Source organism: Herbiconiux sp., from assembly GCF_004297105.1.
Lineage (GTDB): Bacteria > Actinomycetota > Actinomycetes > Actinomycetales > Microbacteriaceae > Herbiconiux.
Genome location: NZ_SCVE01000012.1, coordinates 304,322 through 324,730 on the forward strand (window position 1 = coordinate 304,322; position 20,409 = coordinate 324,730).

20 protein-coding genes are annotated in these 20,409 nt (G+C 69.6%); 4 read left to right on the forward strand and 16 right to left on the reverse strand.

Annotated elements, in window-relative coordinates; translation table 11 throughout:
- Nucleotides 1–16: 16 nt before the first annotated feature.
- Nucleotides 17–1,138 carry an alanine dehydrogenase gene (gene ald, locus EPO52_RS07845; RefSeq protein WP_290804330.1) on the reverse strand — a complete coding sequence of 374 codons (1,122 nt, stop codon included), beginning with the start codon at nt 1,136–1,138 and terminating at the stop codon, nt 17–19.
- Nucleotides 1,139–1,290: 152 nt separating this feature from the next.
- On the opposite strand from ald, the gene EPO52_RS07850 reads away from it, so the two are divergent.
- Nucleotides 1,291–1,806 carry an Lrp/AsnC family transcriptional regulator gene (locus EPO52_RS07850; protein WP_290804332.1) on the forward strand — a complete coding sequence of 172 codons (516 nt, stop codon included), beginning with the start codon at nt 1,291–1,293 and terminating at the stop codon, nt 1,804–1,806.
- Between the two features lie 27 nt (nt 1,807–1,833).
- Here the strand turns inward: EPO52_RS07850 and EPO52_RS07855 are convergent, their stop codons facing one another.
- Entirely contained in the window at nt 1,834–2,355 is a 522-nt protein-coding gene (locus EPO52_RS07855) for a hypothetical protein (RefSeq protein ID WP_290804335.1), read from the reverse strand.
- A 44-nt stretch (nt 2,356–2,399) separates the two neighbouring features.
- A complete protein-coding gene (locus EPO52_RS07860) occupies nt 2,400–3,368 on the reverse strand; it encodes a PDR/VanB family oxidoreductase (RefSeq protein ID WP_290804337.1) in 969 nt (322 codons plus the stop codon).
- A 203-nt stretch (nt 3,369–3,571) separates the two neighbouring features.
- On the opposite strand from EPO52_RS07860, the gene EPO52_RS07865 reads away from it, so the two are divergent.
- A complete protein-coding gene (locus EPO52_RS07865; protein WP_290804340.1) occupies nt 3,572–4,276 on the forward strand; it encodes a GntR family transcriptional regulator in 705 nt (234 codons plus the stop codon).
- Between the two features lie 42 nt (nt 4,277–4,318).
- Here the strand turns inward: EPO52_RS07865 and EPO52_RS07870 are convergent, their stop codons facing one another.
- The 7 genes from EPO52_RS07870 to EPO52_RS07900 are packed head-to-tail and all read right to left on the reverse strand — an operon-like array spanning nt 4,319 to nt 12,104.
- The gene (locus tag EPO52_RS07870; RefSeq protein ID WP_290804343.1) at nt 4,319–4,681 is read right to left on the reverse strand and encodes a cupin domain-containing protein; all 363 of its coding nucleotides are present in this window, start codon (nt 4,679–4,681) and stop codon (nt 4,319–4,321) included.
- Between the two features lie 49 nt (nt 4,682–4,730).
- Nucleotides 4,731–6,722, reverse strand: a complete 1,992-nt coding sequence (locus EPO52_RS07875) for a primary-amine oxidase (protein ID WP_290804345.1) — start codon at nt 6,720–6,722, stop codon at nt 4,731–4,733.
- Entirely contained in the window at nt 6,719–8,281 is a 1,563-nt protein-coding gene (locus tag EPO52_RS07880; RefSeq protein WP_290804347.1) for a gamma-glutamyltransferase, read from the reverse strand. The genes EPO52_RS07875 and EPO52_RS07880 overlap by 4 nt, the downstream gene beginning before the upstream one ends.
- On the reverse strand, nt 8,278–9,426 hold the full coding sequence (locus tag EPO52_RS07885) for an FAD-dependent oxidoreductase (protein WP_290804349.1): 1,149 nt from the start codon (nt 9,424–9,426) through the stop codon (nt 8,278–8,280). Before EPO52_RS07885 ends, EPO52_RS07880 begins: the two co-directional genes overlap by 4 nt.
- Nucleotides 9,423–10,679, reverse strand: coding sequence for an aminotransferase class V-fold PLP-dependent enzyme (locus EPO52_RS07890; protein ID WP_290804354.1), 1,257 nt, complete (start codon nt 10,677–10,679; stop codon nt 9,423–9,425). The genes EPO52_RS07885 and EPO52_RS07890 overlap by 4 nt, the downstream gene beginning before the upstream one ends.
- A complete protein-coding gene (locus EPO52_RS07895) occupies nt 10,676–11,584 on the reverse strand; it encodes an amidohydrolase family protein (protein ID WP_290804357.1) in 909 nt (302 codons plus the stop codon). Before EPO52_RS07895 ends, EPO52_RS07890 begins: the two co-directional genes overlap by 4 nt.
- Before the next feature lie 7 nt (nt 11,585–11,591).
- On the reverse strand, nt 11,592–12,104 hold the full coding sequence (locus EPO52_RS07900; RefSeq protein ID WP_290804359.1) for a RidA family protein: 513 nt from the start codon (nt 12,102–12,104) through the stop codon (nt 11,592–11,594).
- A gap of 117 nt (nt 12,105–12,221) precedes the next feature.
- Here EPO52_RS07900 and EPO52_RS07905 point away from each other — a divergent pair, with 117 nt between their 5' ends.
- Nucleotides 12,222–12,725, forward strand: coding sequence for a RidA family protein (locus EPO52_RS07905; RefSeq protein ID WP_290804361.1), 504 nt, complete (start codon nt 12,222–12,224; stop codon nt 12,723–12,725).
- A complete protein-coding gene (locus tag EPO52_RS07910) occupies nt 12,722–13,927 on the forward strand; it encodes an MFS transporter (protein ID WP_290804364.1) in 1,206 nt (401 codons plus the stop codon). The genes EPO52_RS07905 and EPO52_RS07910 overlap by 4 nt, the downstream gene beginning before the upstream one ends.
- A 4-nt stretch (nt 13,928–13,931) precedes the next feature.
- Here EPO52_RS07910 and EPO52_RS07915 read toward each other — a convergent pair whose 3' ends face one another.
- The 6 genes from EPO52_RS07915 to EPO52_RS07940 form a co-directional block, all read right to left on the reverse strand.
- Entirely contained in the window at nt 13,932–15,383 is a 1,452-nt protein-coding gene (locus EPO52_RS07915; RefSeq protein ID WP_290804367.1) for an aldehyde dehydrogenase family protein, read from the reverse strand.
- A 75-nt stretch (nt 15,384–15,458) separates the two neighbouring features.
- Entirely contained in the window at nt 15,459–16,481 is a 1,023-nt protein-coding gene (locus tag EPO52_RS07920; protein WP_290804370.1) for a hypothetical protein, read from the reverse strand.
- On the reverse strand, nt 16,478–17,548 hold the full coding sequence (locus tag EPO52_RS07925; protein WP_290804373.1) for an ABC transporter ATP-binding protein: 1,071 nt from the start codon (nt 17,546–17,548) through the stop codon (nt 16,478–16,480). Before EPO52_RS07925 ends, EPO52_RS07920 begins: the two co-directional genes overlap by 4 nt.
- Nucleotides 17,545–18,387 carry an ABC transporter permease gene (locus EPO52_RS07930; RefSeq protein ID WP_290804376.1) on the reverse strand — a complete coding sequence of 281 codons (843 nt, stop codon included), beginning with the start codon at nt 18,385–18,387 and terminating at the stop codon, nt 17,545–17,547. The genes EPO52_RS07925 and EPO52_RS07930 overlap by 4 nt, the downstream gene beginning before the upstream one ends.
- A gap of 4 nt (nt 18,388–18,391) precedes the next feature.
- Nucleotides 18,392–19,294 carry an ABC transporter permease gene (locus EPO52_RS07935; protein WP_290804379.1) on the reverse strand — a complete coding sequence of 301 codons (903 nt, stop codon included), beginning with the start codon at nt 19,292–19,294 and terminating at the stop codon, nt 18,392–18,394.
- A complete protein-coding gene (locus tag EPO52_RS07940) occupies nt 19,291–20,388 on the reverse strand; it encodes an extracellular solute-binding protein (protein WP_290804382.1) in 1,098 nt (365 codons plus the stop codon). The genes EPO52_RS07935 and EPO52_RS07940 overlap by 4 nt, the downstream gene beginning before the upstream one ends.
- Nucleotides 20,389–20,409: the final 21 nt, after the last annotated feature.

Genomic DNA, 20,409 nt, shown 5'->3' on the forward strand with positions numbered 1-20,409 from the left:
GTGAGCACAGGCACTCTCACACGGAGACGGTCACCAGCTCCGAGAACGGCGTGTACCCGAATCGCGGGAACGCCTCGGCCGTGCCCGCGTGCGTGAGGTGCCCGTCGACCGTCGAGACCGCCGCCGCCAGCGCCGCGTTGCGGGCCACCGCCGCGCGCCATCCGTGGTCGGCGAGCTGCACCACGTAGGGCAGGGTGGCGTTCGTGAGCGCCGCCGTCGAGGTCGACGAGACCGCACCGGGCATGTTGGCCACGCAGTAGAAGATCGAGTTCTCCACGACGTACGTGGGGTCGTCGTGCGTTGTGGGCCGCGAATCCTCGAAGCAGCCGCCCTGATCGATGGCGATGTCGACGAGAACCGAGCCGGGCTTCATGCGGCTCACCAGCTCGTGCGACACGAGCTTCGGCGCCTTCGCCCCGGGCACCAGAACGGCCCCGATCACCAGGTCGGCCTCGAGCACGCTGCGCTCCACCTCGAAGGCGTTCGACACCACGGTCTTCACCCGGCCGCCGAACACCTCGTCGATGTGCCGCAACCTCGGGATGCTGAGGTCGAGCACCGTGACGTCGGCTCCGGCCGCGAGGGCCTGCGCCATCGCGTTCTCGCCCGCCATGCCTCCGCCGATGACCGTCACCTTGGCGGGGCGCACGCCGGGAACGCCACCGAGCAGCACACCGCGGCCGCCCTTCGACCCCATCAGGTGATAGCTGCCGACCATCACGGAGAGTCGGCCCGCGACCTCGCTCATGGGGGCCAGGAGCGGGAGCGAGCCATCCGCCAGCTGCACGGTCTCGTACGCGATCGATGTGGCCTTCGAGGCGAGCAGCGCCTCGACCAGCGGCTCGGCCGCGGCGAGGTGCAGATAGGTGAAGATGAGCTGGCCTTCGCGCATCCGCTCGTACTCCGGCGCGATGGGCTCCTTGACCTTCACGATCATGTCGGCCGACCACACCGTGTCGAGATCGACGAGGGATCCGCCCGCTGCCGCGTACTCGTCGTCGGTGATCGCCGCGCCGACACCGGCGCCCGACTGCACGAGCACCGAATGCCCGTGCCGCACCAGTTCGAACACACCCGAGGGCGTCATGGCGACGCGGAACTCGTTGTTCTTGATCTCCTTGGGAACTCCGATGATCACGGGGGTCTCCTTCTTCGCGGATTCTTCACGGGTGTGCCCGGCTTCGCCGTCCTGGCTTGAATTATCGAAGGGATTTGGATCGCTGTCATCTGATCCGAATATAATTCGGTGACTTTGTAGCTGAAGGCATATTCATTCTGAGGAGGGCGCCCATGCCGGCGATCGATGAAATCGATGAGCGCATCGTGTGGGAGCTCTGCCGCGAGGGCCGCATCCCGAACAAGGAGCTCGCCGAGCGGGTGGGGATCGCGCCCTCGACCTGTCTCGTGCGGGTGCGCGCGCTGCAGCAGAGCGGAGTGCTGCGGTCGTTCCACGCACAGCCCGACTGGGCGTCGCTCGGGCTGCCGATCGAGGCGATCGTCGCCGTTCGCCTGAAGGCCCAGGCCCGGGCGCAGATCAAGACCTACGCGCAGCGCGTGATCACTCTGCCGAACGTTCTGAACGTGTTCTTCCTCGGTGGCGCCGACGACTTCCTCATCCACGTGGCCTGCTCCTCCACCGGGCAGCTGCGCGACTTCGTGGCCACCGAGTTGAGCCTCGATTCATCCGTCGCCTCCACGCAGACGAACATCATCTTCGACCACCTGATCGGCGTCGAGCACATGGCGGCCGGTTCTGTCTGGGCCGACGTGCGGGGCACATCGACCGGCGCCCCGCGGTCGTCGTAGCCGAGAGCGCCGCGGCCGAGCACGGCATCACGACAGGCAGGCCACTCCCATGAGGGAGACCGCGAGAGCGGATGCCGCCGCGTGGGCCATCGGTGCGCGCCGGGATTCGCGGGCCGGATGCCGCCACGCGCCGATCGCCACGGCGAGCGCGACGGTCGCGAGAGCGGTGAAGACCAGGATGCCGCCATTCATGCCCTGTGACAGGTGAGCGTGACCCGTGCCCCCCGCCTCCGAGATCGAGGCCCCGCCGCTGCCGATCGCGATGAGCGCCGCCATGCCCACGAGACCGAGCGAGGCGGGCAGCGCCTCGACCCGCCTGCGGGTGACGGATGCGCCGATGCTGTTGGCGAAGGCCAGCACGACGAGCCCACCCACCCAGGCGAGGGGCGGAACCCATCTCCCGCCGAACGAGGACGTGTCGATCATCGCTGCGGCCATGAGCAGGTCGCAGAGCACGTTCGCCACACGGCCGATCCGCCCGGACGGGTGCAGCGCGAGCCCGAAGGCGACCAGTGCCGCGAGGATCGCCCCGGCGTCCAGAAGCGTCACGACAACACTCGCACCGCCCGGCGCCCCCATGGACAAGGGCGCGATCAGAGCCCCAGCACCAGAACCGGACACGTCGACCGCGACACGCAGATCATCATGCAGGAGTTCTCCTGGCGCTCCTGAGCCGTCAGGACGTGATCGCGATGGTCGGGGGTTCCGCTCACCACGGAGGTCTCGCAGCTCCCGCAGATGCCCTCCGCACAGTCGTGGAGCACGTCGACGCCCGCCTCGAGCACGACATCGAGGATCGAACGCTCGGGCGGTACCACCAACTCGAGCCCCGACTCCTCGAGGCGGACCGTGAACGCGTCGGTGTCGAGGGGCTCCGTCCCATCCGGCTCGGGCGCTGCGAAGAGTTCCGTGCGCAGCAGTTCGGCCACGCCGTGCTCCGAGGCGAGCTCGTCGAGCTCCGCCATCAACCGCGAGGGACCGCATGCATAGAGGCGGCCGTCGGCACCCACCGCGGCGACGGCATCGGCCGGCCGCACCGACGCCGGCTCGCCCGGCACCACGACGGAGACTGCTTCGCCGTAGCGTTCGAGGTCGTCGAGGAAGGCCATCGAGGAGCGTGAACGGCCGTAGTAGTGAAGGCTCCACGGCTTGCCAGCTGCTGACACCTCGGCGATCATCGGCAGGATCGGCGTGATGCCGATACCCCCCGCCACGAACACGTACCGCTCTGCGACGTCGAGCGGGAAGTGGTTGCGAGGAGGTGCGACGGCGACATGGTCGCCCACGCGGAGCGTCGCGTGCACGAATTCACTCCCGCCTCGGCTGGCCGGCTCACGCAGCACGGCCACGCGGTACCGGCGTGAATCCGAGGGGTCGCCGCAGAGCGAGTACTGGCGCACGGGTGCGCCCCCGAACTGCAGCGAGAGGTGGGCGCCGGGGCTCCAGCTCGGCAGCGTCCCGCGATCGGGAGCACGTAGTTCGACGGAGAGCACGCCATCGGCTTCGAGTGCCATGGAGGTGACGATGAGGTCGAGCCTGTCGGCGTCGGAAGTGGCGGTCACGACTCGGATCCTCTCCAGATGATGGTCTCACCAGAGTACATTATTGGATCCCATTTTGTGTTCTTGGTATCCACACCGGCGGGTGGGCGTCCGCGGACGTCGCCGACACCGGTAGAGTTGTATCCGTAATCCGGTCACATTGGATCCCCGATGAACCGGCAGAGATCCGGGCGCCGAGGCGCGATTGCGATGGGGTGGGAGACATGACGCTCGCGAGATCCGAAGGCATCATCTCGAGTGGCAACGCCCTCGTCGACGACCTGGCCGCGAAGATCCGCGCTCGCATCATGTCCGGCGAGATCCCCATCGGTTCGCAGCTGCGCCAAGCCGCCCTCGCCGAGGCCTTCGGGGTGAGCCGCACACCGGTGCGTGAAGCACTGCGCCAGTTGCAGAACGGCGGACTGATCGAAGTGCTCCCCAACCGAGGAGCCGTGGTGCGGGTTCCGGTGCCGTGGGAGGTTCGGGAGGCCTACGAGGTTCGGGCCGAGCTCGAAGCACTCGCCACCCGTCGTGCCGTGACCCGGGCCTCGAAGCAGGCCCTGGCCGAGCTCCGCGCGGCCAACAAGCGCATGTCGACCGCGACGACGGGCCAGACGCCGGATCCGGGCACGGGGGGCGGCAACGACGCGTTCCACACGATCATCTACGAGGCCTCCGGCAATTCGCACCTCGCTCGCGCGATCTTCGAGATCAACGAACGCTTCCCCCGGAACGTCTCCGCTCTCGTGCTGGCCGACGACCCGCGTCACCGCGAGGAGAACTTCCAGGAGCACGAGCGCATCGTCGACGCACTCGAAGCCGGCGACGTGGATGCCGCTCAGGATGCCATGCGCTCGCACGTGCTGAATGCGGGCGAGCACCTCGCCCACTGGTACGAACGGCGCTCATCCACCGTCTTCCACGGCTGAGCCCGCCCGCCCCACCCACGGGGGCGAGCTCCCCGTGTGCGGCTACGGCTTGTAGACCACGAAGAACTTGCGCAGCAGCTCGTGCACCGTCCACGTGCCGACCCACCCGATGGGGAAGTACGCCGTGTCTCCTGCGGCGATCTCGACGGGCTCGCCGTCATCCTCCTGCACCGTCATGCTCCCGGCCACGACGTGGATGAGTTCGCCCCGGGTGAGGAACTCCCAGCGGGACGTGCCGGGCTCGCTCTCCCAGATCCCCGAGACCACGCGGCGATCGTCGGTGGCGAAGTCGACGCGGCTCCGCACGAGGATCTCGCCACTCAGCGGCTCTGCACTCGGCTGACCGAGCGGCTTCTCGGCCAGGTCGGATGAGGGGACCTCGATGGTGCGGATGGTGACGGTCATGGTGACAGCTCCTGTCGGTGGGTGGGTGGGAAGGGAGTGGCGGCCGCGCTCAGTGGCCGTGGTGACCGTGATCGTGGTCGTGGCCGCCGTGCCCGTGATCGCCCGCCGCACCGGTCGGCACGGCGCAGTGATCACCGTCCGGCTCCGCGGGCGGCACATCGAGCGAGGGATTGCGGTCGAAGAAGCCGTCGGGCTCGAGCCGGAAGCTGATGGTGTCGACCGGCATGATCGGCCACTGCTCCGGGCGCGGGAAGTGATGCACACCGATCACGGGCCAGAGCACCAGCCGGCTGTTCTCGAGCGGCCTGTCCGCCTGCTGCCAGGCCTGCACCCCGTCTTCGCCGAGCGGCGCCTGGTTCGGGTACTCGCCGGCGATGAACCGTTCCTCCGCGGCGTACGGCGTCGCCCAGAGGTGCTTCGACACGAAGGGGGCTTTGCGCTCCACCACGCTGCCGGGCCGGGCGAACAGCCCTGTGGTGTTGTTGATGGCCAGCCGATACGCGGTGGGGTCGCCGTAGCGGTTCGCCTTGTGGTCGTTCTCGATCCGCCAGTGCAGCGCCCGGGCCGGATCGGCCTTCCTGCCGCCGACGGACTCGGAGCCGATGACCGTCTCCACGAGCTTGCACGCGTTGCCGTAGGGGTTGAGCTCCTCGTCCTCCTCGGCCTCCGCGTGCACTTCGACGAGCCGGTTGAGCTCCCCGTCCACGGCCATGTCGAGGCGGATGCCGAAATAGTGCTGGTGCGTGGGCGCCTGCACGTTGGGGGCGATCATTCGGCCGTAGCGCGGCCGCTCTCCGTCGGCGATACCCGACACCGACATGATGCCCGTGAGCTTGATCTCGAGCTCGATCGCGCCATCCTGGTACAGCGTCCAGTAGAAGCCGTAGTCGTAGTTCGCCACCGTGGCGAACGCCGAGATCACGAGCCGTCGTGAACGCCGCACCTCGGCCGAACCGGTGCGGGTGTTGACGTGCTTCCAGAGGATGCTCGCATCCTCCTCGTGCAGGCAGATGGCATTGGCGATGGTCTTCGCCTCGCCGTGGCCGTCGAGCACGGCGGCGTCGAAGTAGCGGATCTCGCCCAAGCAGTCGCAGCCGAGCTCGAGCGAGGCCGTGAGCGGACCGGCACCGTACTCGCCCCAGTCGAAGAAGTTCTTGCGATAGGCGGTGGGATCGCTGTCGAGGTACGGCACGTACATCTCGTTGACGGCTGCGCGCTTCACGACGGGCCGCTCGACGTCGCCGTCCCGGTAGCTCAGCTCGTGCAGCACCAGGCCCTCCCGGTGCGTGAAACCGATGCGGAAACTCCAGTTCTGCCACCGCACCAGCTGGCCGTCGACCGAGAAGCCCGGGCCCTGCGGCTGAACGATCTCGAGGGGCGCCACCGTTCGGTCGGGTCCCCACGTTCCCGAGGAGTACATCCCGGTCTCCGTCGCCATCGGGACGACGCCGTGGTCTTCGAGACGCACGACCTCGAGGGTCTCCAGGTCGATGATCGGCACCAGCCCCGCCACCGGCCGGGCATAGCCGTTGTCCTCCACCGACTCGCGGTACCAGACGGTTCCCCACGAGAGCCGCCGGTCGGAGAGGTCGTCGGGCTCGAAGCCGGTGATCGACTCGGGATCGACCCACACCAGCGAGACGTCGGTGATCCCGCGCTTCGCGAGCGCCGCGATGAGACCCGGGTCCTTGCGGGCCGCCGCGGCCACCATGCGGGCCTCCTCCGAGGAGACACCGGGCCGGCGCGCGTCGACGTCGCGCCACCCGTTCACCACTGCGGCGCCCGTCTGACCACCCGCGGGTGCCGTCCAGGCGGAGACCTCCCAGGCCGCGTGCGCATCCGGATTCATCACCACGACCCGAACCGGTCGGGGCGAACCCTCGAGTCCCGCAGGCGCGAGGGCCTCGTCGAGCGCGATACCCCAGAAGCGCGGGTTGTCGCCGATGCGCGGGTCGGCTCGAATGGCTGTGACCACGCCGGCGATCTCGGCGACGGTCAGCGGATCGAGCCGCGCCGGGGTGACGGTGGGAACCTGGGTCATGATTTCTCCTTCGGGGGCGGGGTCACGATTCGGGCGGTGCCGTCGGCCCGCGGGTCGCTGGCGGCATCCATCTGCTCGCGGCCGCGGGCGTCGACGTACTGCCGAACCACCTGCACGTGGCCGGCTTCGTCGAGCGGGCCGTCACGCAGGTCGACGGGCACCCCGCGTTCGCCCGCAGCGCGGACGGCCACCGTGCAGCCGGGTTCGGCGAGCAGGGTGAGTTCGGCGTGCCCGATGTCGCGGGCGCCGATCACCCAGCGCGGCCGCGCGAGCACTTCGAGGGGATCGGTGAACGACGAGAGCAGGTCGGCTGCGACCTGGGCGAGGATCCACGGTTGTGCGCTTCCGCCCTGGCAGCCGAGGCCGTAGCGCAGGCCATCGGTCTCGGCGATCACGGGCAACAAGGTGTGCGGCGGCCGGGAGCCCGGCGCGATGCGCCCCGGATGGCGCGGGTCGACGCTGAAGGCCGAGCCCCGATTCTGCAGCACGATGCCGGTTCGAGGCTCCAGGATTCCTGAGCCGAACAGCTGGTAGACGCTCTGGATGATGCTCACCACCCGCCCCTCCGAGTCGGCGGCGACGATGGCGACCGTGTCGCCCAGGGCCCGCCCACCCGGCGGAGCGGGCTCGAGGGGTGGCTTCGCACGGGGGTCGAGCATCCGCTCGACGTCGATGGGGCCGGTGCGGGGATCGCCGAGATTGTCCTGCCGGGCCACGGCGGCATCGAGCACCACGTCGAGCAGCGCCGCGTCTCCGTCGACGGAGACGTTCGACTCGAGCGCGGTCGGCAGGATGCCGAGGAGCACCACGCCCTGCGTCGGTGGCGGAGCCACCCACCATCGAGCCGTGCCGATGCTGCGCGTGATGGCGGAGCCGGTCTCGGCGCGATGCGCGGAGAAGTCGTCGACGCGGAGCGCGCTGCCGCGCTCCTCGAGGCCGGCGGCGAGGGACTCCGCGATGCGCCCCGTGTACATCTCGTCGGGGTCGACCGCGAGCACGTCGAGCGTCTCGGCGAGCCGTTCCTGCACCAGGATGTCGCCCGACCCGAGCAGCCGGCCATCCGGCATGAAGACGGTGGCGAGACCGGGATCGGCGGCGATACCCTCGGCTCGCACCTCGATGGCCCGGGCCAGCCCGGGCGAGACCGGGAACCCGTCGCGAGCGAGGCGTGCGGCACGGTCGAACACGCCGGCGAGCGGGAGGCGGGCGCCGAGGTGCCAGGCGGCCGTCCAGCCGGCCACGGCGCCGGGCACCGTGACGGTGTCACCGCCCTGACGCGGCATCGCGCCGAGCTCCGCGAGTCGCTCGACGTCGACCCGCTTCGCAGCGGCTCCGACCGAGACGATGGCTGTGGTGTCACCGTCGGGTCCGCGCACGAGCGCGACGAGGTCGCCACCGAGTCCGCACTGATGCGGGTAGACGACGGCGAGCACGCCGGCCGCCGCGAGCGCGGCATCGATCGCGTTGCCCCCGGCGGCGACGGCCTCCTCGCCGGCGCGCACGGCGGCCTCGTGCGGCGCGGCGATGCCGACGGACAGGGCGGCGGATGATTCGGTCATGAGGTCTCCAGGGAACCGTCGGCGACGCCGAAGCGCTCCACCGCCAGGAAGTCGAGATCGGGGCGGGGAAGGCCTTGAACCAGGTCGGCCAGAGCTTCGCCGATGGCCGGCCCGAACTTGAACCCGTGGCCTGAGCAGGCGGCGGCGAGCAGCACATCAGGCGCCCAGGGCAGGGCGCCGACCACGAAGCGCTTGTCGGGCGTCATCGTGTAGAGGCAGGCCACCGCATCGAGGTGCTCGACGTCGGCGGCGGGCACGAAGCGCTGGAGCAGCGAACGGAGGTGATCGATCTCCTCCTCGGTCGGTGGGGCGGGGGCCACCGCAGGGTCCCAGACCTCGCCGGCATCGACTCCCAGCTTGAGCCCGTGGCCACCCGCCTCGGGCAACCCGAAGACGAGACCCTCGGGGAGGTCGACCGAGAACGACCCGAGAAGCGGGGCGGCCGCGACCTCCTGGCCCGCGCGGGCCGTGACGGTGAGGATGCGCCAGACCTCGAAGATCCCGGCGAGCTCGGGCACGGCTTCCGCAGCCCACGGACCGACCGCGAGCACGAGTTTGGCCGTCGTGATCGTGCCGGCATCCGTGTCGACCACGATGCCGTCTCCCTCCTCGGCCGGCCGCCACCCCTGGTAGGCCACCCCGAACCGCAGGTCGGCGCCGCGAGCCGCGGCCTCCGACCGGGCGAAGGCGAGCGCCTGGGCGGCCTCGACCACACCGGCATTCGGATCGTGCACGGCGGCGTAGCCGGCGGGCACGGCGAGCGAGGGCATGACCGTGGTGAAGTCGTCCCGGTCGAGGAGCCCGCATCCCGGCCCCTGCAGCGATCCCGGCCGGGCATGGGCGTAGAGCCCCCCGGTGGTGTGCACGAACGATCGCCCGGCGAGCCCGGCCCAGCGGTCCCAGCCGGAGTAGGCCCGGTCGACGAGGGGGTTCCAGACGGGCGACGGGTAGGCGCGCCTGATCATGCGGGTCGCCCCGTGCGAGGAACCGCGCGTGTGGTCGGGCTCGAAGCGGTCGATGCCGATCACGCGGAGGCCCCGCAGCGCGCACTCCAGCACGGTGGCACTTCCGTGGATGCCGAGACCCACCACCACGACGTCGGCGTCGAGGTGCTCCCGGGCATCCGTCGGGCGGGCGGCGCTCACCGCTCCACTCCTGCGGACTCGACGGCGGTTGCCGCGAGTTCGGCCACGGCCAGCACGAGGGCGTCGATGTCGCCGCGGTCGTTGTAGACGTGCACCGAGGCACGCACCACCGAGCCCAGTCCGCGCGCTCCGAGATCCCACTGCGCGTGGGCCGCGGGAATGGAGATGGTGTGGATGTTGCGCTCCTTGAGGTACTCGCAGACGACAGTATCGGCGATGCCCGCGAGGCGGAACGTGACGATGGCCGAGCGTGCTTTCGGGGGGTCGGTGACCTCGACACCGGGCAGGTCGGAGAGTCGGGCCCGGAGCTCCCCGGCCAGCGTCCCCAGGTAGACCGCGGTCGGTCCCATCCCGCGTTCGAGCGCTTGCCCGAGCGCTACACCGAGCCCCACGCGCGCGGCGACGGAGTGCTCCCAGCTCTCCAGCATGCGGGCCGAACGCTCCACCACCCATTCGCCCTCGGAGACCCACGAGCTCGCGCGCACATCGGGCGACGCCGGCACGAGCCGCTCCAGCAGTCGCGAGGAGACGTAGGCGATTCCGGTGCCCCGCGGGCCGCGCAGGAACTTGCGGCCGGTGGTCACGAGCACATCGCAGCCGATGGCGGTCACGTCGACCTCGATCTGACCCACCGACTGCGTCGCGTCGAGGAGGTAGAGGGCGCCGTGCGCGGCCGCGATCTCGCCCACCCGATGCACGGGCTCGATCGCACCGGAGGAGGTGGGGATGTGGGCGATGCACACGACGGCATCCGTGCTGCCGTCCAGTTCCCGCTCGAGAGCCACGAGGTCGATCACGCCGTCGTCGTCGTTGTCGATGATGACGAGTCCGATGTGCTGCTCGTCGCGCAAGGTGAGCAGCTGCAGAGCCTGGCTCACATACGTGGAGCGCGAGACGACGATCTTCTGGCCGGGCCTGATGCGAAGGGAGTCGATGATCCGGGTCATCGCGGTCGTCGCACTGTCGAAGAGCGCGATCTCGCGGGGCTCTGCGCCGAGCAGGGCTGCCGCAGAGGTGTAGGCCCGTTCGGTCAGCACGCTGTTGCGCTTCGCCGCCTCATAGCCCCCTTCCGCCTCCTCGAGCCGGAGATGCTGCACGACCGAATCGACCGTCTCGCGGGTCTGGAGTGCGGCTCCGGCGGAATTGAAGTGGTGCCGCGTGGTGGAGCCCGGCGTGCGGGCGCGTTCGGCCGCGACATCGATGGGCTGTTCGGGATGCACGTCGGTTCGCTCCCTGTCGCTCACGGTCGTCATGTCAGCCGAAGGAGGGTTGCGGCGTTCTCGCCGAGGATCGCCCGTTCGGCATCGGCGGAGAGCCCGAGCTCACCGACCGCGGCGATGGTGTCGCTCGGCTCGTACCAGGGGAAGTCCGACCCCATCAGCACCCGTTCCACTCCCACGTGCTCGATGAGGCCCACGAGCTGCTGCACGGTGGCGCCGTTCGTCGCTCCCACCCACTGCACCGTCTCGGAGAGGTCGAACCAGATCTGCGGATGCGCGTCGGCCACCGCGGCGAGCTCCCGCCACGAGGCGCCTCCCAGGTGGGCGAGCACGAGCGGGAGACGCGAGTACTGCTCCGCCACGGGAACGAAGCTCGCGGGAGTCGCCCAGCCGTAGCCGCGGGCATCCGGCCCGCAGTGCACGACGATGGGGGCGGAGCGCTCCTGGCAGGCCTCGTAGACACCGAGCAGGCCCGGGTCGTCGGGATGAGTGCGGATACCGATGTTGTGCAGCTTCATCCCCCGGGCGCCGCGCTCGTCGAAGAGCTCGGCGACGAGTCGCGCCGACTGGCCCGACGTGAGGACGGCGGGGTTCACCGTGACGAACGGAAGGAGACTCGGGTGCTGCTCGCCGACCTCGCAGAGCCAGCGGTTGTAGGCGACGAGGTCGTCGGCGAGTTCGGCGAAGGGCGGGTCGTCGGGCCAATGCCGCTCTCCACCGGGCGGGAAGGGCAGCTCGGGCAGCTCGAAACTGCCGAGCACGGCCGAGTAGTCGATGCCGGCCATGGCCATCGCCGCCAGGGCGTCGTCGACGGTGCCCGCCCGGGTGGAGAACCGCACGTCGCTCTTCTCCCCGTATTCGGTGATGGGATACTCGCCCACCTCGAACAGGCCCTGTTCGGCGGTCGCGTAGACGTGCACGTGGGTGTCGATTCTCATGGAGGGATCAGGCCTCGCCGACGGCGGACTTCGACTGGATCGTCGTCCACATCTCGAAGCAGTTGCCGCCCGAGAGGCTCATTACACCGATGCCGGCGCTGGTCGAGCGCCCCACTTCAGGGCCGAAGACCTCGAGGAAGAGGTCTGCCGCGCCGTTGGTGACGAGGTTCACGTCGCTGAAGTCCATCGAGGTCACCACGAAGCACAGCGTGTTCACGATCGCGTCGACCTCATCGAGGGAGCCGACCGCGTACCGCATGAGCCCGAGCACGCTGATGGCGGCCTTGCGGGCGGCCTGGTAGCCCTGTTCCACCGTGACGGTGTCGCCGACCCGGCCCGGGTAGAGCTTGACGCCGTCGCGGGCCTCGGGAGTCATCCCGCTGAGAGTGACGGTGCGCCCTTCCCGGTGGAACCCCTTCATCGTGCCGTAGCGCTCCCCGTAGGGAGGGTTGGCGTAATCGGGGACGACGATGCCCAGCTCGCGCACTCGCTGTTCGGGACTGCTGTAGTCGGTGGCCATGATCGCCTTCTCTCGTGCAGGGTCGGGTGGCTTCGGCCAGCCCGTCGGTGAAACTGGATCCACTCTATATAATAATGGATACAAACAGTAATCATCGTCGAAGAATGAGAGTCGCGAATGTCCGTACCCACCGCCGAGGAGCGGGTTCTCGAACTCGGCCTCGAGATCCCCGATTACGCCACTCCTCCCTATGGCGGCCGGTACGGACGCATGAAGGCCTTCCACCGGGTGGGTGACTTCGTGGAGCTCTCCGGCATCACTCCGGAGACCCGCTCCGGCGAGCGCCTGCACCCCGGCACCGTCGGCGTCGACATCACCACCGAACAGGGGTACGAAGCAGCTCGGATGACGGCCATCAACACGCTCGGCATCATCCGCTACGCCCTGGGCTCGCTCGACAACGTCGCGGCGCTCTCGCGCGCGCTCTGCTTCGTGGTGTGCCCTCCCGGCTTCGAAGACCTGCACCTCGTCTCCAACGGCGCGAACGACGTCTTCCTCGACGTCTTCGGCACCGAGATCGGCTCGGCAGGCCGTGCGTCGATCGGCTCGACGGCGCTCTCGCGGGGCAACTGCTTCGAGCTCTGGCTCAGCCTGGAGAGCGTCAGCGGTCGAGCCGTTTGAGGCGACTCACCCCTCCGGGCGCTCTCGGCCGGCGCTTCTGGTTGGTGTTCGCGGCGTCGGCCCTGTGCGGCATCGCGAACTCGGCGAGCACTCCGGTGATCTCCCGCTATGTCGAAGACGAGCTGCACGGCACCGCCGCCCTCGCCGGATTCGTGGTGTCGCTGTCGGCGTTCGTGTCGATCGCGGCACAGTTGGTGGCCGGTGCGGCCTCCGATCGCTTCGGCTACAAGGCCGTGGCCATCGTCTGCGGTGCGATCGGCATCTCGGGCTTCGTGGTGATGATCGCCTCGGTGACGGTCGGCGGCGCGATCGCCAGCCGGGTGCTCTTCGGAGGCGGCAACGCGGCGACCACCACCGCGCTCATGGCGTGGATCGTGGCGACCATGGAACCGGCGCACCGCGGCCGGGCGCTGAGCGTCTTCGGCATCAGCGTCTGGCTCGGGCTGTCGATCGGCCCTCAGGTGGGTGAGAGCATCCTGCAGGCCTGGGGGTTCCAGGCCGTCTGGGTGGCGTGCATCCTCCTGCAGTTCGCCGCCTCACTCGCCGTTCTGCCCATCGCGGGCACCACCGGCAGGCTCCCGCGGGTCGCAGGCACGTCCGCCGCGCCGAAGACCGGGTGGAAGCCCGTGCTGCTCGCCGTGACCCGGCCCGGCATCGTGGCGGCGCTCGCCTGGTCGGCCGAGGGCTTCATGCTCGCCTTCCTCATCGTGCACCTCGTGGGCAACGGTCTGCCGCCCGACGGGATCTTCGGCGCGGCGAGCGTGTTCACGGTGTTCGCGGCGTGCGTCATCGGGACCCGGATCGTTCTCGGGGGCCTCCCCGACCGCCTCGGCCCGGTCATCACGGCACGGTTCGCCCTGGTGGCGCTCACCGCCGGGATGGTGGTGTTCGCCTTCGCCTCGTCGTTCCCCGTCGCGGCGGTGGGAGCGGTGCTCATGGGCACGGGCTTCTCGCCGCTCTACCCCGCTCTCACGATGCTGGCCACCGAGACCCTCGACCCCTCGCGGCGGGCATCCGGGGTGGGCCTCTTCTCGGCGTTCACGAGCGTCGGCTACGCGTGCGGAGCCCTCTTCGGAGGGATCCTCGCGGCCGTCTCGGGAGAGGTGACCGCCTTTCTCGCCATCGCGATACTCCTCGTGGTCGCGGCGTTCGTGGTGCGCCCCGCACGGCCGGTCAGCTCCACCCCCTCCGCGGCGGCCTGAGGCGTCAGAGCGCCACGACGACGCTCTTCGACTCGCAGAACGCGCGGAGCGCCTCTTCGCCGAGGTCGCGGCCGAGCCCGGAGTCGCCGACCCCGCCGAACGACAGGGCCGGGTCGAAGATGTTGTAGGTGTTCACCCACACCGTGCCGACGTGCAGCGCACGGCCCATCCGGTGGGCCCGCGCGAGGTCGTTCGTCCAGACCCCCGCGGCGAGGCCGTAGTCGGAGTCATTGGCGATGCGGATGGCGTCGGCCTCGTCGTCGAACGGGATGATGCCCACGACCGGCCCGAAGATCTCCTCCCGGGCGATCACCATGTCATTGGTGACGCCGGAGAAGAGGGTGGGCTCGACGAAGTAGCCGGTGCGATCCGGAACCCCGCCGCCCACCACGAGCGTGGCGCCGCCCGCGACGCCCTGCTCGATGTAGCCCAGCACCTGCGTGCGCTGCTCCTCCGACACCAGCGGGCCCACCGAGATCCCTCCGGCGAGTCCGTCGCCGAGGGGAACCGCGCGCACCGCCTTCTCGAGGCGGGCCGTCATCTCCTCGAGGATGGGGCGGTGCACTAGCAGGCGGCTCCCCGCCGTGCACATCTGGCCCGAGTGCCCGAAGGAGGCCCGCATCGCCGTGGCCGTGGCCAGATCGAGGTCGGCGTCGTCGAAGACGATGTTGGCGCTCTTGCCGCCGAGCTCGAGCGTGAGGCGCTTGAGGCCCGCGACCGACTCGGCCATCACCCGCTTGCCCACCGAGGTCGAGCCCGTGAACGAGACCTTCGCGACATCCGGATGCGCCACCAGCCGTGCGCCCACCCGGCCGTCGCCCGTGACCACGTTCAGAACGCCGTCGGGCACGCCGGCCTCCGCGCAGAGCGCCGCCAGGCGCAGCATCGTGAGCGGCGTCTGCTCGGCCGGTTTCACCACCACGGCGCACCCCGCGGCCAGAGCCGGGGCGAGCTTGAAACTGCCGGTCATGATGGGGAAGTTCCAGGGGAGGATGAGCGCGGCCACCCCCACGGGCTCGAGCGTCGTGTAGACGTGGAGGCCTGCATCCACGGGAACAACGGTTCCGGTCAGCCGCGACGGCGCCCCCGCGTAGTAGCGGAACACCCGGGCGGCGGTCGCCGTATCGGCGCGGGAGCGTTCGATCGGCTTGCCGTTGTCGCGGGTCTCGAGCACGGCGAGCTCTTCCAGGTTGGCTTCGATGAGGTCGGCAACCCGCCCCAGGATGCGCGCGCGGTCGTGCGGGCTCATGCCGCTCCACCGCCCGTCGGCATGTGCCGCGGCGGCCGCAGCGACCGCGCGATCGACATCGGCGGCGGACGCCTGGACGGCCTGGGTGATGACCTGCTCCGTGGCCGGGTCGACCACGTCGAAGAGTTCGCGGCCGTCGCCGCCGTCCCATTCGCCGTCGACGAAGAACGGCTCGACGGGGCCGAGTGCGGGGAGGGAGTCTCTCATGGTGGATCCTTCGTGGTTGTGCGTGATGGTTCAGATGGGATCGGTCGGGATCGGTCGGGTTTCGCCCCACCGAGGTCAGGGGCGTACGGGCGATGCCCGATCGAGCAGTGCCCGAGGGGTGCCGACGAGCATCTCGTGCAGCACCTCCGGGGAGACACCGGAATACCCGAGGGCGGGCACGACCCGGGCGAGGAGGTGCTCGTAGCCTCCGCCGCCGAAGTGACGCAACTGCGCCTTGGTCCACACCGAGCAGCCGAGCACCCAGCGGCTCGCCGGCATCCGATCGAGGAATCCGGTGAGGAAGTCGAGGCGCTCGAGGTCGGAGGGATTGCGCACCCGCCCGAAGTGGAAGGCCTCGTTGCCGAAGCACATCTCGAGCACCGCGCCCGTGGCGGCGAGCTCGCGCAGGTAGGCCTCGTCGAGATACTCGTCGACGTTCGTCAAGATGATGCGCCGCGGATCGAGGCCGGCCGCCTCGCACAGGGCGATGACGTCGAGGCCCGTGCGAGCATCCGGATCGAGACGGATGCTCACCGACGCATCGCACGCGGCCGCCGCCCGGCAGGCCGCGAGCAGGCTTGCGCGCTCCGACCCGGTGAGTTCGCCGCTCGTGCCCATGATGCCGAGCAGGCCGGCCCGGTACCCGGTTCCCGGAACGCTCTCCGTGAGCGCGGTGACGAAGAGCTCTTCGCGCTCCCCTTCGTCGAGCGCGGCGAACCAGTCCGGCAACCCGGCATCGAGGTAGGAGCCGTAGGCGGCCACGATGACCACGCCCGACGCGCGCGCGATGCCCGGCAGCCGCGCATGATCGGGGCCGAGCCCGAGCGAGGTGCTCTCCACCACCATCCCCTGGCCTCGGGCGGCCGCGAGGGAGAGTTCCTCCGCCGCGAGGCCGTCGTCGTCGAGCCGGAGGTTGTCGGCGAGCCCGAGCTGGTTCCAGCGCAGGTAGCCGAGCACCGAGGGCTGAACGGTGGTCTCAGCGGGTGCGGGCTCGATACCCGGCCGGTGCAAGGCCGACGCATCGGCGAGCAGGTGCTCGTGCATCGAGACCGGGCCCGCCGTGGCGGCGTCGATCGGCCCGAGCACGGTGTGGATCACACAGCACTCCCGACCGCCAGCGGTTGCGCGAGGATCTCGGGCGGGAAGATGATGTGCACCCGCTCGGGGTCGGTGCAGGCGAGCCGGGCGGGGAGCCCCGGAACGAGCAGGCTGACGTCGGCGGTCGACGGCAGGGTGCACACGAGAACCCGGCCGTCACTCGTGTCCATCTCGATGCGGAAGCGGTCGCCCTGGAAGCTCACCACGCGCACGATCCCGTCGAACGACCATGCCATCGCGGGAGCGTCGAGCGGCAGCACTTCGAGGTCTTCAGGGCGGATCACGGCGGTGCCGGTCTTCTGCTCCTCCCCGTCGACGGGCAGGATGCGGCCGTCGTAGAGGGGCACGAGGTTGGCCTCACCGAGGAACTTGGCGACGTACTCGGTGGCCGGGTGCCGGTAGAGCTCGGTGGGCGCCGCCATCTGCACGAAGCATCCGTCGTGCATGATCGCGACCCGGTCGCTCATCGTGAGCGCCTCGGTCTGGTCGTGGGTCACCGCGATGGTGGTGATGCCCACCCGTCGCTGGATGCTCTTGATCTCGACCTGCATGTGCTCGCGCAGCTGCTTGTCGAGCGCGGCCATCGGTTCGTCGAGCAGCAGAACCCGGGGATTCGCGGCGATCGCCCGGGCCAGAGCCACGCGCTGCCGCTGGCCGCCGCTCAGCGAGGCGGGCTCGCGGTCGGCCATGCCTCCCAGCTGCACGAGTTCGAGGGTCTCCCGGGCGACGGCGGCCCGCTCCTTGGCCGGGCGCCGCGCCGCAAGAAGGGGGAACGAGACGTTCTCGCCCACGGTCATGTGCGGGAAGAGGGCGTACGACTGGAAGACGAATCCCACGTTGCGCTTCTGCGGCGAGCGGCGTTCGACGTTCTCGCCGTCGAAGAGCACGTGCCCGGAGTCGATCTTCTGCAGGCCCGCGATCACGTTGAGCAGCGTCGACTTGCCGCTGCCGCTCGCCCCCAGCAGGGTCACGAACTCCCCCGGCTGAACAGAGAGGCTCACCCCTTTCAGCACCTCGTTGTGCCCGAGGGTGACGCGCACGTCGTCGATATCGAGAGCTACGGTCATGTCGATGACACCTTTCGAACGGGTCGGCGGCCGCGCGCCCGGCGATTGCCGACGACGGTCACGATTCCGAGCAGCGCGAGCGCGGCCAGGGAGACCATGGTGGAGGCGGCGGTGAGGTTGGGAGAGAACGCCTCGCGGGCGGCGCTCAGCATCGCCAGCGGGAATGTCTGGGTGCCGGGCGGCGTCAGGAAGACCGAGAGCACGACCTCGTCGAACACCACACTGAAGGCGAAGATCGCGCCGGTGATGACGGTCGGCAGAACGATCGGGAGCTCCACGCGACGCAGGATCATCGGCCACGACGCCCCCATCGTGCTGGCCGCGAGGCGCAGAGCCGGATCGACCCGGTTCATCGCCGACGACACGAGCACGAACACGTACGGCATGGCGATGATCGCCTCACCGAGCACCAGTACCACCAGCGACTTGTTGAGCCCCTCGAACAGGATGTTGATGCGGTGCAGTCCCACGGCGTAGGCCACGGGCGGCAGGGCGATGGGCAGGATGAAGAGGGTACGCACCAGGCGCCCGACACCGGGACGCACGATCCGGTGCACCGCGAGGGCACCGCTCGTGCCGAGCAGCACCGCGATCGCGGTCGCGGCGAGCGACACACCCATCGACAGCCAGAACGGGTCGGTCCAGGCCCGGTCACCCAGCACCGATACGTACCACTTGAGCGAGAAGCCCTGGGGCGGGAAGAGGATGAGCTGACCCGAGGTCACAGAGGTCGCCACGAGCACCGCGAACGGCACGAAGAGCAGGAGGCCGATCGCGACCGAGAGCACGACGACCGGATAGCGGAAGCCGCCGATCACACCGGCGAGAGGGTTCTTCATGTCGTCATCCCCACCGTTCGCTGACTTTGAACAGGCGGTCGGCCACCAGGTAGATGAGCATCGTGGCCGCCACGAGCACGATGCTCATGGCCGCGGCGAGGTCGGGCCGGTTGGCGGTGTTGAGCTGCGTGTTGATGAGACCGGAGATGGTCATGTTGCTCGGGCCGCCGAGCAACAGCGGCGTCACGTAGAAGCCGAGCGACATCACGAACACCAGCACGCCGCCACTGATGAGGGCGGGCCTCACCACGGGCAGCACGACCGTTCTGATGGCGAGCAGCGGGCCGGCCCCGTAGACCACGGCCGCGCGAAGCTGCTCACGGTCGAGCGACTCGATGGCCGCCACGACCGGCAGCACGGCGAAGGGCAGCATCACGGCGATCATCGCCGGGTACATGCCGACCGTGGTCTGATACAGCTCGATCTTCACCTCGGAGAGGCCGATCAGGCTGAGGAACCAATGCAGGGCGCCGAGCGGCAGCTCGATCAGCATCCAGCCGAACGAGCGCACCATCACGGAGGTCCAGAGCGAGAGGAACAGCCACGCGAGCAGGATCCACTTGAGCCAGGAGGGCGCCACGGCCAGCCCGACGGAGTAGATCAAGCCGAAGACGACGGTGACGGCGGTCACGATCAGCGCCAGCACGAAGGTGCGGATGAGGGCGCTGACGAAGACGTTGAGTTGGAAGATCTCGGCGAAGGCATTGCCCTCACCGCTCAGAGCGGTGACGACCAGCGCCACCATCGGGATGCCGAGCATCACCGCGAAGAACGCCAGCGGCGGCCAGAGGAGCCACCGCCGTTCGCTCGAGGGGCTCGACAGCGCCGCGGCGAACCGCGTGAGGCGGGCGCGGGCCGAGCCCGGAGCGGTGGTCGCTCCGGGCTCGGTGGTCTGGCGCAAGGTCACTGGGCCAGCCAGGCGGTGTAGGTGTCGAGATAGGTGTCGAGGTTGTCGGCGCGGTACTGCTCGTCGAACTGGATCGCCTTGTCGTGCTCGGGTGCGTTCGGCAGCTGCGACACCACGTCGGCATCGAGCAGGTCGAAGGTGGCCGAGAGAGCGGGTCCGTAGTGGGTTGCCGTGGTGAAGGTGGCCTCGTTCTCGGCGTCGGCCATGGCCTTCGCCAGGGCGAACGCGTTCTCCTTGTTCTTCGACGTGGTGGGCACCACGAAGAAGTTCGGGCTGAGGAAGGCCTCGTTCCACTGCACGGTGACATCGAGCCCGGCCCGCTGCAGAGCGGTGAACTGCCCGGTCACCGAGACGGCGATCGACGCGGTTCCGGAGCTCAACAGCTGCTGCACCTCGGGGTAGGACGAGTAGAAGACCATGTCGGGCTTCAGCTCGTTCAGCTTCTTCACCGCGCGATCGAAGTCGATCGGGTAGAGGTCCTCGGGGGCGACGCCGTCGGCCAGCAGCGCGATCTCGAACGAGGCGTCGTAGCTGCCCGCGGAGCCCGGCCAGGCGCGCTTGCCCGGGTACTTCGTGGTGTCGAAGAAGTCGGCCCAGTCCTTCGGGCCGCCGTCGGAGAAGGTGTCGGTCAGCCACCCCTGAGTGATGCCGATGGTGAAGGCGCCGGCCGCGTAGTCCTGGATGTTCTCGGGCAGCAGGTCGCCGCGCGGAACATCGGCGGGCAGCTCCTCGAGGTTGTCCTGGTACTTGAGCAGCGTGTCGGTCGAGGTCTGGATGAGGTCGTAGTCGCCGGCCTCCCCGTCGAGCTGCGCGTTGGCGATCGCGTCGGTGTAGTCGGCCGACGTGACGGTGACGCCGGTGTCGGCGGTGAATCCGTCGAAGTAGGCCGTCGCACGAGCATCGTGGGTCGGTCCACCGTAGTCGGCGACCACCACGGATCCGGAGAGGGCACTCTCGGTGCCGCTCGCGGCAGGCGCCGCGTCGGAGCTGCTGCACCCGGCGAGCAGAGCGATCGTCGCCGCGGTGGCGATTCCACCAGCCAGAACTCGGGAGTAGCGGCGTGTGCGCGCCGTCCCGGCCAAGTTTTTCAACATCGATGAACCATCTTTCTCACT

What these genes read in the sequence shown, in the direction of transcription:
- EPO52_RS07850 (WP_290804332.1), top strand. Translation starts at nt 1,291, where the DNA reads ATGCCGGCGATCGATGAAATCGATGAGCGCATCGTGTGGGAGCTCTGC.
- EPO52_RS07865 (WP_290804340.1), top strand. Translation starts at nt 3,572, where the DNA reads ATGACGCTCGCGAGATCCGAAGGCATCATCTCGAGTGGCAACGCCCTC.
- EPO52_RS07870 (WP_290804343.1), bottom strand. Translation starts at nt 4,681, where the DNA reads ATGACCGTCACCATCCGCACCATCGAGGTCCCCTCATCCGACCTGGCC.
- EPO52_RS07875 (WP_290804345.1), bottom strand. Translation starts at nt 6,722, where the DNA reads ATGACCCAGGTTCCCACCGTCACCCCGGCGCGGCTCGATCCGCTGACC.
- EPO52_RS07880 (WP_290804347.1), bottom strand. Translation starts at nt 8,281, where the DNA reads ATGACCGAATCATCCGCCGCCCTGTCCGTCGGCATCGCCGCGCCGCAC.
- EPO52_RS07890 (WP_290804354.1), bottom strand. Translation starts at nt 10,679, where the DNA reads ATGACGACCGTGAGCGACAGGGAGCGAACCGACGTGCATCCCGAACAG.
- EPO52_RS07895 (WP_290804357.1), bottom strand. Translation starts at nt 11,584, where the DNA reads ATGAGAATCGACACCCACGTGCACGTCTACGCGACCGCCGAACAGGGC.
- EPO52_RS07900 (WP_290804359.1), bottom strand. Translation starts at nt 12,104, where the DNA reads ATGGCCACCGACTACAGCAGTCCCGAACAGCGAGTGCGCGAGCTGGGC.
- EPO52_RS07905 (WP_290804361.1), top strand. Translation starts at nt 12,222, where the DNA reads ATGTCCGTACCCACCGCCGAGGAGCGGGTTCTCGAACTCGGCCTCGAG.
- EPO52_RS07915 (WP_290804367.1), bottom strand. Translation starts at nt 15,383, where the DNA reads ATGAGAGACTCCCTCCCCGCACTCGGCCCCGTCGAGCCGTTCTTCGTC.
- EPO52_RS07925 (WP_290804373.1), bottom strand. Translation starts at nt 17,548, where the DNA reads ATGACCGTAGCTCTCGATATCGACGACGTGCGCGTCACCCTCGGGCAC.
- EPO52_RS07930 (WP_290804376.1), bottom strand. Translation starts at nt 18,387, where the DNA reads ATGAAGAACCCTCTCGCCGGTGTGATCGGCGGCTTCCGCTATCCGGTC.
- EPO52_RS07940 (WP_290804382.1), bottom strand. Translation starts at nt 20,388, where the DNA reads ATGTTGAAAAACTTGGCCGGGACGGCGCGCACACGCCGCTACTCCCGA.